We start from the raw sequence: 16,228 nt of genomic DNA, 5'->3' as shown, positions 1-16,228 counted from the left end.
GGTCCTCTTAGGAAATCAGTTTTTCAAGTTCATCTGCTGATAAACGATTGAGAGCCTCCAAGGATTTAGCCAAAACATCATGAACGGGCTGCAAATCGGGTTGCAGGGCTTGTACGGCATCGCTGAACGCGGCCAGATCGGCACTGCCGAACAGGCTCGCCAGCGGGATTTCAAAGCCCAGCACTTCGCGCAAACGCAGCACCACCTGGGTCGCCAGCAACGAATGGCCGCCGAGTTCGAAGAAGTTGTCAGTCAGGCTCACCCGCTCGAGTTTCAGCACGTCGCCCCAGACTTCGGCGATCTGCTGTTGCAACGCGCTGACCGGTGCCACGTAGGCGCCCTGCAACAGGTGCGCGTCCGGCTGCGGCAAGGCCCGCCGGTCGAGCTTGCCGTTGGCCGTCAGTGGCAGGCTGTCGAGCAGCAGCAAGTGCGCCGGCACCATGTAATCCGGCAGATTGCCTTTCAGCGCCTGACGCACCTGATCGCGCCATGCCCCCTGCTCCGCTGGCTCTACCGCCTGCGTCGCCACGATGTAGGCGACCAGTTGCACGCCACCGACGCCCGGCTGATCGAGCACCACCGCCTGACGGATGCCCGGCACCGCCAGCAGTTGTGCTTCGATTTCGCCCAGCTCGATGCGGAAACCACGAATCTTCACCTGATGGTCGATGCGTCCGGCGTACTCGATCCGGCCATCGGCGCAATAACGCGCGAGGTCGCCGGTGCGGTACAAGCGCTGGCCATTGCCGTTGAACGGGTTCGGCACAAAGCGCAAGGCACTCAGGTCGGCGCGGTTGAGATAACCGCGCGCCAGCCCGGCACCGCTGACGTGCAGCTCGCCGATGCAACCCTTGGCCACCGGGCTGAGATCGCTGTCCAGCACGTACCAGGACAAGTCCGGGATCGGCTCGCCCAACGGGCTGCCCGCCTCGTTGTGCAAGTCCGCCAGCGACAACGGCCGATAGGTCACGTGCACGGTGGTTTCGGTGATGCCGTACATGTTGATCAGTTGCGGCGCGCTGTCGCCGAAGCGCTCGAACCATGGTCGCAGGCTCTTCACTTCCAGCGCCTCTCCGCCGAACACCACATAGCGCAGCGACGGTTGCACGGTCTGCCGCGCATCCGTGGCCACCTGCATCAGTTGCTTGAACGCCGAAGGCGTCTGGTTCAACACCGTGACCTGCTCGCGGCAGAGCAAGGCATAGAACTCTTCCGGCGAACGGCTGACCGCGTGCGGCACGATCACCAGACGCCCGCCGTGCAGCAGCGCCCCGAAAATTTCCCAGACCGAGAAGTCGAACGCGTAGGAATGGAACAACGTCCAGCTGTCCTGCGGGCCGAAATTGAACCAGTGCTCACTGGCGGCGAACAGGCGCAACACCTGTTGATGCGCCAACAGCGTGCCCTTCGGTTTACCGGTGGAACCAGAGGTGTAAATCACATAGGCGAGGTTGTCGCTGTCGACCGCTACCTGCGGATCGGTGGTCGGGTAATCCGCCGGTTCCTCGCCCAGCAGCAAGGTCTCGACCGCTGCCGGCAGATCCACGTGCGCCAGCACCCCAGACTGCATCAACAACAGGCTGATGCCGCTGTCTTCGACCATGTACTGCAAACGCTCGGCCGGGTATTGCGGATCCAGTGGCAGGTAAGCGCCGCCCGCCTTGAGGATCGCCAGCAAGCCGATAATCATCTGCAGCGAACGCTCGGCTGCCAGACCGACCAGCACGTCCGGGCCAACGCCACGCGCGATCAACGCATGGGCGAGGCGATTGGCGCGGCCGTTCAGCTCGGCGTAGGTCAATTGCTGCTCGTCGAGGGTCACGGCAATCGCTTGCGGTGAGCGCTGCACCTGCGCTTCGATCAACTGATGCAGGCTGGCGGTTTGCGCGAAGGCTGCACTGTGGCGATTCCAGTCCTGCAAGACCGCTTGCTGCTGCGCGGCATCCATCAGTTGCACGCGGCTGATCGATGTCTCTGTCGACGCCTGGCTGAATTGCAGCAACAGGTGCTGCATCTGCTCGGCCATCTGCGCGATCAGCGTCTCGCTGAAGTGCTGGCGCGCATAGGCAAACTGCAACGACAGCGTATCGCCCAGATCCACCAGCACGGTCAGCGGCAGGTTGGTCTGCTCGTGGCTCGACACCTGACCGAAGCGCATGCCTTGCGGCGCGCCCTTGTCCAGAGCCTCGGAGACCGGATAGTTTTCGAACACCAACAGGCTGTCGAACAGGCCTTCACCGCCCTGCCCGGCCCAGCGCTGAATATCGAACAACGGCGTGTGTTCAAACTCGCGCAGTGCCAGGTTCTGCGTCTGCAAGGCTTGCAGCCACTCGCCCAACGCCTGCTCCGGACGCGGTGCAGCGATGACCGGCAAGGTGTTGATGAACAGACCGACCTGTTGCTCGACACCCGGCAAATCCGCCGGACGCCCCGACACCGTTGCACCGAAGGCGACGGCGGCTTGCCCGGTGTAGCGCTGCAACAGCAACAGCCACGCGCCCTGCACCAAGGTGTTGACGGTGACCTTCTGGCGCCGGGCGAATTCGCTCAGGCCACGGGTCTGCTGGCTGTCGAGCAACTGGGTGTGGTTGGCATGCCCGTGACTGTCGAGCGGCGTGTGATCTGCCGAGACGCGGGCCAGCAAGGTTGGCTCGTCAAGCAGGCTCAGTTGGCCTTTCCAGAAGGTTTCAGCCGCAGCGCCGTCCTGGCGTTGCAGCCAGCCGATGTAATCGCGATAGCTGCCGACACGCCCTGGCAAGGCCTGGCCGCTGTAGCGTTGCAACACTTCACCGAGCAGCTGCGAATTACTCCAGCCGTCCATCAGGATGTGATGGCTGGTGTAGATCAGCTCATGGCAATCATCGGCCGTCTGCACCAGCACCAGACGCAGCAACGGCGCCGCGCTCAAGACAAAACCCTGCTCGCGTTCGGCCGTTGCCAGATCTTCCAGTGCCTGCATCTGTGCGGCGTGGCCGCGCCAATCGTGCACGCTGAATGGCAGCACGGCATGGCGCTGCACCACTTGCACCGGTTGTTCTTGCTCGCTGGTCCAGAGGAAACCGCTGCGTAGCACCGCATGCGCCTGCACCGTGGCTTGCCAAGCGTCGCGGAAACGCTCGATATCCAGGCCCTGCACGCTGACGCGCATCTGGTTGATGTAGTCGCCGCTGCCTTGCGCGAACAGGCTGTGGAAGAGCATGCCCTGCTGCATTGGCGACAGCGGATAGATGTCCTCGATGTCACGGGCGCTGAGGCCCAGACCGTCCAGTTGCGCCTGCTGTAGCGCGGCCAGCGGGAAGTCCGACGGCGTCAAGCCACCGTGTTCGCCGCGCAGGCAATGCTCGATCAGCAAGGTCAGTTCGCTGGTGTAGTCATCCGCCAGGCGTTGCATGCTCGCCTCGTCGAACATCTCGCGACTGAAGCTCCAGTCCAGGCTCAACTCGCCGCCATACACCTGACCGTTGAGCGACAGCCAGTTGCTCAGCGGTGCGCTGTCGCTTTGTTCGGCGCCGGATTTTTCCGTGGCCGGGACAAACAGCGACCGCTCGTCGAACTGGCTGTCGAACTGACCGAGGTAGTTGAAGGTGATGCGCGGCATCGCCACTGCAGCGAGTGCCGCTTGCGCTGCGCTGTCGCCCAAATGGCGCAGGGCACCGAAGCCCAGGCCTTTGTTCGGCACGGCGCGCAATTGCTCCTTGATCGCCTTGATCGAGGCGCCGAGATCGCTTTGCGGGGTCAGGCGCAACGGGAACAGACTGGTGAACCAGCCGACGGTACGGGTCAGGTCAACGTCGTCGAACAGCTCTTCGCGGCCATGGCCTTCGAGCTGAATCGAGGTTGCCGGTTGCCCGCTCCAGCGGCAGATCACCCGCGCCAACGCGGTCAGCAGCAGGTCGTTGACCTGGGTGCGATAGGCGCTCGGCGCGTCTTGCAGCAGTTGCCGGGTCAGCGTCGTGTCGAGACGGCTCCGGACAATCACCGCGTGACGGTTTTCCAGGCTGCCGGCGGGGTTGTCACACGGCAACTCGGCCAGTGCGCCCTGCTCTTTCCAATAACCGAGTTCGGCCTGCAACGGCGCGGTCACGGCGTAGGCTTGGATGCGCTCGGCGAACACTTTGAAAGCGCTGGTCTTCAGCGGCAATTGCACGGTTTGCCCGGCCACGGACTGGCCGTAGGCGCTTTGCAGGTCTTCCAGCAGGATGCGCCACGAAACACCGTCGACCGCCAAGTGATGGATCACCAGCAACAGACGTTGCGAGCCATCCGCCAGACGCGCCAGTACCGCGCGCAGCAATGGCCCGTTTTCGATGTCCAGCGAGCGCTGGGCTTTTTCGCACAAGGCCTCCAGCGCAGCCGCGTCGGCGACATCGGCTTGCCAGAGCACACTGGCTTGCGGGTCCAGCGGCAAGTGCAAGGCATCCCAGCCGTGCGCCGAAGCTTCGAAACCCAAACGCAAGGCATCGTGATGTCCGAGCAATGCCTGCAAGGCCTGCTCCAGCGCTAGTGCATTCAATGCCTGCGCCGGACGCAACAACAGCGACTGGTTCCAGTGCGAACGCTCGACAATCGCCTGGGCGAAGAAGTCATGCTGGATCGGCAGCAGCGGCGTCGCGCCACGCACCGGGCCTTGATCGATGACGGCCAGCGCTTCCAACTGCCGCGCGACCCGCGCCAGATCCTCGACAGTCTGGTGCTGGAACAGCTCTTTGGCGCTGAAGTGAATGCCCGCCGCACGTGCGCGGCTGACCACCTGAATCGACACGATGGAATCGCCGCCGAGTTCGAAGAAGTTGTCGCCGATGCCCACTTGCGTAAGTTTGAGGACGTCTTGCCAGATCACCACCAGCGCCTGCTCCACAGCATTGCGCGGCGCCACATAGCTGGCTTGCGCAGTGTTGAAATCAGGTTCCGGCAGCGCCTTGCGGTCGAGTTTGCCGTTGGGTGTCAGCGGCAGTTGCTCCAGGAACATCAACTGCGCCGGCAGCATGTATTCCGGCAGGGTTTCCTTGAGCCATGCACGCAGCTCCTGATCCAGCGCTGCTGCCTGCGGTTGGCTGGCGCTGACCACGTAACCGACCAGTTGCGTGCCATGGCCGCTGTCGCGCGCCACGACCACCGCTTCGTGTACGGCGTGGTGCGCCAGCAGGCGTTTTTCGATCTCACCCAACTCGATACGGAAACCGCGCACCTTGATCTGATGGTCGACCCGACCGAGGTACTCGATCTGGCCATCGGCCTGGTAACGCACCAGGTCACCGGTGCGGTACATCCGCTCACCGCTGGTGCTGAACGGGTTCGGCACATAGCGCTCGCAGGTCAATTCCGGGCGCAACAGATAACCCCGGGAAAGCCCGGCACCGGCCAGGTACAACTCACCGACCACGCCCAGCGGCACCGGCTGCAGACGCGCATCGAGAACAAAACTGTCGGTGCCCGCCAATGGCCGGCCGATCGTCGCCTGACCACCGGCCTCACGGCGCACATAAGTCGAGTACGTGGTGTCTTCGGACGGGCCATACAAATCATAGACATGCAACAGCGTCGGCTGACTGTACAGAGCATCGACCAGCGACTGTTTCAGCGGTTCGCCGGCGAGGTTGATGATGCGCACGCTCGACGGAATCTGCCCGGCCTGCTGCAACGCGGCAATCGCCGACGGCACGGTGTTGATCAGGCTGACCCGATCGCGCGCCGGCAGGTCCGGCAGCTCCAGCGCGTTTTGCGCGAGGACGAAGAAACCGCCGCCGGCCAGGGTGACAAACAGTTCCCACACCGACAGGTCGAAGCAGATCGACGTCGAGGCCAACACGCCTTGCAAATCGGCCTGGCTGTAGACGCCATGCGCCCACTGGATCAGCGCCGCAGCATTGCGATGGGTGATCGCCACGCCCTTGGGTTTGCCGGTGGAACCGGAGGTGTAAATCACATAGGCAAGGTTGTCCGCGCGGCTCACTGGCGGCAGGTTGCCGACATCTGGCAGATCATCCGCCTCCGGCGCTACCGCCAGCACGCGCAGGCCCGGCGTCGCCAGCGACGACAATTCACCATCGACACCCACCAGCAACAACGCGGCGCGGCTGTCTTCGAGCATGTAGCTCAGACGCTCGGCCGGGTAGCTCGGATCGAGCGGCACGTAAGCACCGCCGGCCTTGAGCACGGCGAGCAAGGCGACAATCATCTCCGTCGAACGTGGCAGCGCCACGCCGACGCGCACTTCGGCGCCCACGCCATAGTCGCGCAATTGCAGCGCGAGGCGATTGGCGCGGTTGTTCAACTGCCGATAGCTCAACTGTTGTTCGCCGAAGATCATCGCCAACGCATCCGGCGTGGCCGCAACTTGCGCCTCGACCAGCGCCTGCAGGGTGTGATCGGTCGATTCTGGCAGTTCATGGCTGTTCCAGTCGGCCATGATCAGTTGCTGCTCGGCGTTGTCGAGCAGCGGCAGATCGCCGATGCACTGCGATGGCTGGCGGCTGACCGCGCGCAACACATTGAGCCAGTGCCGCGACAGCTGCTCGACGGTCTCGCGCTTGAACAGATCGGTGGCGTAAGTCAGCGATGCGGCCAACCCGCCCTGCACTTCTGCGGTGTCCAGCGTCAGGTCGAACTGCGCCGCCGCACTGTCCCAGGCGATACCTTCGATGTGCAAATCCGCAAGCAAGCTCGGCTGACGCTCAAGGTTCTGGTGATTGAACAGCACCTGGAACAATGGGCTATGGCTGAGGCTGCGTTGCGGTTGTACCGCGTCCACCAGTTGTTCGAACGGCAGGTCCTGATAAGCCTGGGCGTCCAGCACCGACTGGCGAACCTGTTGCAGCAATTGGTCGAAACCGTGCTGCGGTTCGATCTCGGCGCGCAGCACTTGGGTGTTGACGAAGAAGCCGATCAAGCCTTCGGTTTCCAGGCGATTGCGGTTGGCCACCGGCACGCCGACACGAATGTCACGCTGCCCGCTGTAGCGTTGCAGCAAAGTCTGGAACGACGCCAGCAAGAGCATGAACAAGGTCACGCCTTCGCGTTGCGCCAGAGCATTGAGCTCCTGCGCCAGATCGGTCGGCAGAGCAAAGTCGAAACGCGCGCCACGGAAACTCTGCTGAGCCGGACGCGGGAAGTCGAACGGCAACTCCAGCACCGGCTGCTCGCCACCCAGGCGCTCGCGCCAGTAGGCCAGTTGGCGGGCGCTTTCGCCGTCGTTCATCCATTGACGCTGCCACACGGCATAGTCGGCGTACTGCAACGGCAACGCCGGCAGTTGTGCATCGCGGGCCTCGCTGAACGCGCCGTACAGGCGCACCAGTTCATCGACCATGACCTGCATCGACCAGCCATCGGAAATGATGTGGTGCGCAGTGATGACCAGGACGTGATGGCTGCTGCTCAGTTCCAGCAACAACACCCGCAGCAACGGCCCGTTGAGCAGATCGAACGGGCGCTGGATTTCCGCTTCCACCCGCGCCTTGAGTTGCGCCCCGCTGGCCTGCGGGTCGAAGCTTGCGCGCTCGATCAGCAGGTGTTCGGCCGGGCGAATCACTTGCAGGGTTTGCGTCGACTCTTCGACAAACACCGTGCGCAGCGATTCGTGACGCGCCACCAGCGCCTGGAAGGCCTGATCCAGCGCGGCGCTGTTCAGCGTCCCGCGCAGATGCAGCGCGGTCGGCACGTGATACGCCGCACTGTCCGGCTCCAGCTGCCAGAGGAACCACTGGCGTTCCTGAGCGAAGGACAACGCCATCGGCTCACCACGCGGCAGTGCAACCATTGGCAGCGTGTGGCTGGTTTGCAGTTCGGCGCAAGCCTTGGCGAAACCGTCGAGGCTTGGCTGTTCGAACAACACGCGCAGGGGCACGTCGAGTTTCAGTTCATGGCGCACCCGCGAAATCACTTGGGTCGCCAGCAACGAGTGGCCGCCGCGCTCGAAGAACTGATCAGCGAGACCGATCGGCGCCACTTGCAGCACCGCTTCCCAGATCGCCGCCAAGTCTTGTTGCAGCGCAGTCTGCGGCGCCACGTAGGCGTATTGGCTTTGATGCAGATCGACCTTCGGCAATGCCTTGCGATCGAGCTTGCCGTTGTTGTTCAGCGGCAGCGCCGCCAGCAACAACAGATGCGCCGGCACCATGTATTCCGGCAGCGCCTGGCGCAGCACGTTTTTCAGCTGCTCCAGCCACGCCGCTTGCAGCGTTGCTGCGGCCTTGAACAATGCCGCGTCCGTGGCAACCAGATACGCCACCAGTTGCGCGCCGCCCGGGCCGTCCTGTGCAATCACCGCTGCCTCGCGCACCTGTTCAAGGGCTTGCAGGCAGGCTTCGATTTCGCCCATTTCGATGCGGAAACCGCGAATCTTCACTTGATGGTCGATACGCCCGACGTACTCCAGCGCACCGGCCGCGTTGTACCGCGCGAGGTCGCCGCTGCGATACAGGCGAGCGCCCGGTTGCGTGGCAAACGGATCCGGCAGGAAGCGTTCGGCAGTCAGCGCCGGACGATCGAAGTAGCTTTGCGCCAGGCATGCCTGTGCACCAATGCACAATTCGCCGACGCCGCCGGCCGGCAACAGTTCACCGGCCGCGTCCAGCACGTACAACGCGCGGCCGGCCGTGGCCTGACCGATCGGAATGCCGAAGGTGTCGCTGGCATCTTCCAGGCGGCAAGTGTGCACGCTGGAAACCACGGTCGCTTCTGTCGGGCCGTAGGTGTTGATCAGGCGCACATGGCCCTGACCGGCTTCGTGCCACAGGCGCAAGCCTTCCACCGACATTGCCTCGCCACCGACGTGGACCTGACGCAACTGGCCGAGACTGGTCACCGTGCGATTGGCGCATTCGCGCGCCAGCAAGTACCAGTAAGCCGCCGGCAAGTCCGCCAGAGTGACGTTGTGCGCGACGATTTCCGCGGCCATTTGCCCGGCGTCCCATGGATCGTCGCCGCGCATGATCAGCGCCGCGCCGACACACAGCGGCGGGTAGCACTGCTCGACAAAACCGTCGAAGCTGAAGGTCGCGAATTGCAACACGCGGTCTTCGGCGGTCAGCGCCGAATATTCGGCGGCGGTCTGGCAGAACTCGCGCAAGGCGCCATGATCGATCGCCACGCCTTTCGGCTGGCCGGTGGAACCGGAGGTGTAGATCACATACGCGAGGTCGGCGGGCACCGCTGTGTTGTGCGGATCACTGTCGCAATAGCCAGCCAGTTCAGCGTCCAGATCAACCATGTTCAGGCGCGCCAGGCTATCCGGCAACGGCAGATCCGTGAGCAGACCGGCTTCGCACAGCAACAGGTCGAGACGGCTGTCGTCGATCATGTAGGCGAGACGTTCGGCCGGGTATTTCGGGTCGAGCGGCACGTACGCCGCGCCACTCTTGAGCACCGCCAGCAGGCTGATGATCAGTTGCGGGCCACGGCGCATCGCCAGACCGACACGCTGCCCCGCCGTCACGCCCTGCGCCAGCAGACGATGGGCCAGACGGTTGGCCTGGGCGTTCAGCTCAGCGTAACTCAGTTGCTGCGCACCGACCTGCAAGGCCAACGCATGCGGGGTGGCGGCGGCCTGCGCGGCGAAGCGCTGATGCACCAGCGCGTCGCTGCGCAGATGCAGGTTCAGCGGCTGACTGGCCGCCAACACGGCGGCGCGACCAGCGTCATCGAGCAGTTGCAAGGCACCCAGACGGATGTCCGGCGTCGCGACCATTTGCGCCAGCAGGTGTTGCAGATTGCCGCTCAGCTGGGCGATTTGTGCAGCGCTGAAGCGCGCGGCGTCGTAGCTGAATTCCAGGCTCAGGCCCGCCGCCAGTTCGATGCCGAGGGTCAGCGGATAGTTGGTGCGTTCGTGGTTGTGCATCTCGCCGAACGACAAACCGGCCGGGGCTCCACGCTTGAGCGCTTCTGCCACCGGGAAGTTTTCGAACACCAGCAAGCTGTCGAATAGCGCCGTGCCCTGTTGACCGGCCCAACCCTGAATATCGTAGAGCGGCACGTGTTCGAACTCGCGCATGCTCAGGTTCAAGGCTTGCAGTTCACCCAGCCACTGGCCCAACGACTGCTCCGGCGAAGCGCCGCAGACCATCGGCAAGGTGTTGATGAACAGGCCCAATTGCTGCTCGATGCCCGGCAATGCCGCCGAACGCCCGGCGACCGTGGCGCCGAACGCCACGCAATCCTGACCGGTGTAACGCTGCAGCATCAGCCCCCACGCCGCTTGCATCACGGTGTTGAGGGTGACTTTCTGCTGGCGGGCGAAATCCGCCAGAGCACGGGTGGTCTGTTCGTCGAGTGATACTCGCAGCTCATCACTGCCGTGGCCGTTGACCGGCGGACGCAGCGCTTCGGCGAGCAGGGTCGGCGTGTCCAGCGGCGCCAGCGCAGCCTTCCAGAACTGCTCGCCGGCACTCGCCGATTGCTGTTGCAGCCAGCCGAGGTAGTCGCGGTATTGGCCCTGCGGTTTGCCCGGCGCGTGGCCGGCGTAATGCTGGATCACTTCGGCGAGCAATTGCGCGTTGCTCCAGCCGTCCATGAGGATGTGATGGCTGGTGTAAATCAGGTGCCAGGCATCCGCATCGGTGCGCACCAGTTGCAGACGGAACAGTGGCGCTGCGCTCAACTCAAAACCGCGCTCACGCTCGGCGTCGGCCAGCGCAACGAGGTCGGCGTCGGCCTGCTCGAGCACCTGCAATTGCAGCTCGACCTGACGATGGATCGCCTGATGCGCGCTGTGCAAACCCAGCCAGTGGAAACTGCTGCGCAGAATGTCGTGCCGCGCCAGCGCCGCTTGCCATGCCTGGGTGAAGCGCGTCAGGTCGAGGCCGTGGATATCCAGGCGCAACTGGTTGATATACGCGCCGACCTGCGGCTCGTACAAGGTGTGGAACAACATGCCCTGCTGCATCGGCGACAGCGGGTAGAGATCCTCGACAGCCGCCAGGCTCAGCGGCAGTTCATCGAGCTGCTGCTGGCTGACCTGCGCCAACGGGAAGTCGGACGGCGTGGCCTGGCCGGCCGGCGTCGCGCAGCAATGTTCGATCAACGACTTCAGTTCAGCGGTGTAGGCCGCGGCCAACTGCGCAATCGTCGCCGCATCGAACATCTGCTCGCTGAAGCCCCATTGCAGCGCCAGTTCGCCGCCATACACCTGGCCTTCCACGGTCAGCCAGTTGGCCAGCGGCGCGCGCTCATCCTGCGCCGTGCCGCTGCGCTCGCGGGCCGGCTCCCAGAGGGCGGCCTCATCGAACTGGCGATCGAACTGTCCGAGGTAGTTGAAGGTAATGCGTGGCGGTGTCAGCGCTGCCAGCGCCTGTTGCGCCGCCGGTTCACCGAGATAACGCAACAAGCCGTAACCGAGGCCTTTGCCCGGTACCCCGCGCAGTTGTTCCTTGATCGCCTTGATCGACGCCGCCAGCGATTCGGCCGGTTGCAGGCTGACCGGGAACAGGCTGGTGAACCAGCCCACCGTGCGGGTCAGGTCGAGGTCATCAAACAGGTCTTCGCGACCGTGGCCTTCCAGCTGAATCAAGGTCGAAGGCTGTCCGCTCCAGCGGCAGATCACCCGCGCCAGTGCGGTCAGGAGCAAATCGTTGACCTGCGTGCGATACGCCGCCGGGGCGCTTTGCAGCAACTGCCGCGTCGACTCGCTGTCGAGGCGCACTTCGATTTTCCGTCCGAAACGATTTTCCAGACTGCCTTGCGGACGCTCGCACGGCAGTTCGGCGCGCGCCGCTTGTTGCTGCCAGTACGGCAATTCTGCATTCAGTTGCGGCGCGTACTCGTGCAAGCGTTCGGCCCAGGCTTGATAGGCGCTGGTGCGCGCCGGCAGCACCACACCGCCGCCACTTTCCAGTTGCGTGTAAGCCTGTTGCAGATCTTCCAGCAACAACCGCCACGACACGCCGTCCACCGCCAGGTGATGAATCACCAGCAACAGGCGTTGAGTGTTGTCGGCCATCTCCACCAGCATTGCCCGCAACAATGGGCCGTTGTGCAAATCGAGGCTGCGCTGGGCTTCATCGCACAGCGCGGCGAGCGCCTCCTCACCATCAGCCTGACGCAGCCACAAACCGGACTCGCTGACGACGTCGGCATAGGTTTGTTGCCAGCCTTGTGCGTCCTGGTGGAAACGCAGACGCAAGGCATCGTGCTGATTGAGCAATTGGCTCAGCGCACGCTCGAGCAATGGCGCCTGCAACGTCTGCCGTGGCGTCAGCAACAGCGACTGGTTCCAGTGCCCACGCACGGCCATCGGCTGTTCGAAGAAATAATGCTGCACCGGCGTCAGCAATACCGCACCCGTGGCCGGCGCCTGATCCTGCGTGGTCTGCTGTTCGAAGCTGGCGACCAGGGCTAGGCTGCGCACGGTCTGGTACTGGAACAGATCCCGTGGGCTGAGACGAATCCCCGCCTGACGGGCACGGCTGACCACTTGAATCGAGATGATCGAATCGCCGCCCAACTCGAAGAAGTTGTCTTCCACGCCGATCCGCTCAGCGCCCAGCACCTGCTGCCAGATCGCCGCGAGGGCGGCCTGCATCGCGTCCTGCGGTTCGACGAACGCTTGTTGCACCGCCGCTTCCGGCTCGGGCAAGGCGCGGCGGTCGAGTTTGCCGTTGGCGGTCACCGGCAATTTGGCCAGTGGCATCAGGTAGGTTGGCACCATGAATTCCGGCAGGCTGCCGAGCAGCCAGGCCTTGAGGGTCTGCTGCCATTGCGCCTCGGGCTCGGTACCTTCCAACACCAGATACGCCACCAGATGCTTGGCGCCCTGCACCAGCACCACCGCTTCACGGACCAGCGGATGCTGGATCAGGCGGGTTTCGATTTCACCGAGTTCGATGCGCAGGCCGCGCAGCTTGACCTGATGATCGAGACGGCCAAGGTATTCGATCACGCCGTCGGCACGCTGGCGCACACGGTCACCGGTGCGATAGAGGCGCGCGCCGTCGTGGAACGGACACGGCACAAAACGCTCGGCGGTCAGCGCCGGGCGACGGTGGTAACTGCGCGCCAGACCGGCACCGCCGAGGTACAACTCACCGGCAACACCGGCCGGCACCGGGCGCAATTGCGCGTCCAGCACGTGGGTGCGCAGGTTGCCGATCGGTTCGCCGATCGGCACGCTGTCGGCACCTTCATCGACGCACGTCCAGTGGGTGACGTCGATGGCCGCTTCGGTCGGCCCGTAGAGGTTGTACAAGCCGGCGTTCGGCAGTTTGGCGAACACCTGCAACTGCGCGTCGAGCGGCAACGCTTCACCACTGCAAACGATGCGCGTGAGGCTACTGCACGCCTCGACGCCCGGCTCATGAATGAACGCCTGGAGCATCGACGGCACAAAGTGCAGCGTAGTGATTTGATGACGGCCGATGGTCTCGATCAGGCGCGCCGGTTCACGGTGTTCGCCCGGCGCCGCTACCACCAGACGGGCACCGCTCATCAGCGGCCAGAAGAACTCCCAGACCGACACGTCGAAACTGAACGGAGTCTTTTGCAGCACCGCATCGCGGTGATCCAGGCCATACGCTTGCTGCATCCAGCACAAGCGGTTGACCAGCGCCGCATGGCTGTTGCCGGCGCCTTTCGGTTTGCCGGTAGAGCCGGAGGTGTAAATCACATAAGCAAGGTTGAGGCTGTCCATCGCTACCGCTGGACGCGCATCGCTGTAGCGCTCCAGCCAGTCGCCGTCCTGATCGAGTGTGATGACGCTTACGCCTTGGGTCGGCAAGCGTTCGAGCAGACTGCTCTGGGTCAACAGCAAGGCAATCGCGCTGTCTTCGATCATGTAGGCCAGGCGTTCTTGCGGGTATTCCGGGTCGAGCGGCACGTAGGCGCCACCGGCCTTGTGGATCGCCAGCAGGCCGACGACCATTTCAATCGAGCGCTCGAGCGCAATGCCCACCAACACATCCGGGCCGACGCCTTGCTCGCGCAACAGATTGGCCAATTGGTTGGCCCGCGCCTCCAGTTGCGCGTAACTCAATTCGACGTTGCCGAACACCAGCGCCGTGGCGTCCGGCGTGCGCTGTGCCTGCGCCTCGATCAATTGGTGCATGCAGTGTTCGGTCGGGTAGTGTTGCGCGGTGTTGTTCCAGTCGTGGACCAGCACTCGCACTTCGTCGGCATCGAGCAGCGGCAGTTCGCCGATACGCTGAGAAGCATCGCCAACCATCGCCTGCAACAGGCGCGTCCAGTGCCGCGCCATGCGCTCGATGGTCGCGGCGTCGAACAGGTCGCTGGCGTAGGTCAATGCCGCACGCAGCTTGCCGCCCTGCTCATAGGTATCGAGTGTGAGGTCGAACTGGGTGGTGCGGCTCTGCCAGTCCAGCGCACTCAGCTGCAGGCCGGAGGCGGTGGTCAGCGCAGACATATCGGCGACTTGCGGCTGATGGTTGTACATCACCTGGAACAGCGGCGTGTGGCTGAGGCTGCGCTCAAGTTTGAGCGCTTCGACCAGACGCTCGAACGGCAGATCCTGATGCGCCTGCGCCCCCAGCGCAGTGTCTTTGATAGCGCGTAGCAATTCATCGACGCGGGTCTGGCCATCCAGTTCGGTGCGCAGCACTTGGGTGTTGACGAAGAAGCCGATCAGGCCTTCGACTTCCGCGCGGTTACGGTTGGCGATGGGCACGCCGACGCGGATATCGTTTTGCCCGGTATAGCGATGCAGCAACACATTGAAGGCGCCGAGCAGCAACATGAACAAGGTGATGTTGTGTTGGCGCGCGGTGCTGCGCAGTTGCTCTGCCAGTTCAGGGTCGAGGGCGAAGTCATGGCGGGTGCCGCGATAGCTTGGCATGGCCGGGCGCGAGTGATCGGTCGGCAGTTCGAGCACCGGATGCTCATCACCCAGACGCGCCTGCCAGTATTCCAGTTGCCGCGCTTGCTCGCCCGCTTCCAGCCAGCGGCGCTGCCACAGGGCATAGTCGCTGTACTGGATCGGCAGCGCCGGCAGTTGCGGCTCGACGCCGGCATCATGGGCGTCGTAGCAACGGGTGAACTCGTCGATCAGGACGTTCATCGACCAGCCGTCGGAGACGATGTGGTGCAGCGTCAGCAGGAGGACGTGTTCCTGCTCGGCGAGTTGCAGCAACTTGACCCGCAGCAACGGCCCTTGCGCCAGATCGAACGGCAACACGGATTGCGCCTCGACCTCGCGCAGCACCGCCTGCTCACGTGCTGCTTGCGGCAGATCGCGAAGATCAATCTGCTCGACGCGCAATGGCACGCTGCCCGGCACTTGTTGCAAGCGATCATCGGCCTGGCGCTCGAACACGGTGCGCAGGGTTTCGTGGCGCGCCACCAGGCTTTCGAACGCCTGCTCCACCGCTGCCTTGTTCAAACGCCCCTTGAGCCGCACCGCGCCGGGCAGGTTGTACGCGCCGCTGTGCTGATCCAGCTGCCAGAGAAACCACATGCGTTGCTGGGCGTAGGACAACGCCTGACGGTCCTCGACCTCGACACCGGCGGGTATCGGGAACCGGGAAAAATCCACCCCTTCCTTACTCAGGGCGGCCAGAAACATCTGGCGCTTTTCCAGGGGCAACCCGATAAACCGGCGAGCGAGTTTCAAGGAGTCTTCAGCATTCATTTCTTAGCATCCGGATCAGTAGGCAGGAAGCACAAAGGCACGTCGTCCCTATAAAACGAATCCAGACCGGAAAAATTAGCGAATGAGAACAACTGTCAGGCGGGAGGCAAAACGCGGATTTCCCCATCGCCCAGCACAGCCCCTGTAGGAGCTGTCGAGTGCAACGAGGCTGCGATCTTTTGATCTTCAAGATCACAGGCAAAAGATCGCAGCGTGCTGCAGCTCCTACAGGAGACCGTGCCGCCTGCCCGACACCCAACCCGGTAGGAGCTGTCGAGTGCAACGAGGCTGCGATCTTTTGATCTCCAAGTTCACAAGCAAAAGATCGCAGCGTGCCGCAGCTCCTACAGGACACCGTGCCGCCTGCCCGACACACACCCCGGTAGGAGCTGTCGAGTGCAACGAGGCTGCGATCTTTTGATCTTCAAGATCACAGGCAAAAGATCGCAGCGTGCCGCAGCTCCTACAGGAGATCGTGCCGACTGCCCGATACCCAACCCGGTAGGAGCTGTCGAGTGCAACGAGGCTGCGATCTTTTGATCTTCAAAGATCACAAGCAAAAGATCGCAGCGTGCCGCAACTCCTATGTATGGACTCGCCCCATCATTCAACCGGCTTTTGAACACTGTTACCCGATTGCATCTATGTATAAGGCCT

General features: G+C 63.5%; 1 protein-coding gene. It reads right to left on the bottom strand.

Annotated features, from left to right (window positions below):
- Positions 1–7: 7 nt before the first annotated feature.
- Positions 8–15,571: a non-ribosomal peptide synthetase gene (locus ACQ4MY_RS26800; RefSeq protein WP_440097012.1), complete on the bottom strand. Its 15,564-nt coding sequence runs from the start codon at positions 15,569–15,571 to the stop codon at positions 8–10.
- Positions 15,572–16,228: the final 657 nt, after the last annotated feature.

The organism is Pseudomonas sp. SM4, from assembly GCF_051913165.1.
Classification (GTDB): domain Bacteria; phylum Pseudomonadota; class Gammaproteobacteria; order Pseudomonadales; family Pseudomonadaceae; genus Aquipseudomonas.
This window is presented reverse-complemented; position numbering and strand designations above follow the sequence as displayed.

Bases quoted from the DNA above. Each gene is read 5' to 3' on its own strand.
- ACQ4MY_RS26800 (WP_440097012.1), bottom strand. From the start codon at position 15,571: ATGAATGCTGAAGACTCCTTGAAACTCGCTCGCCGGTTTATCGGGTTG.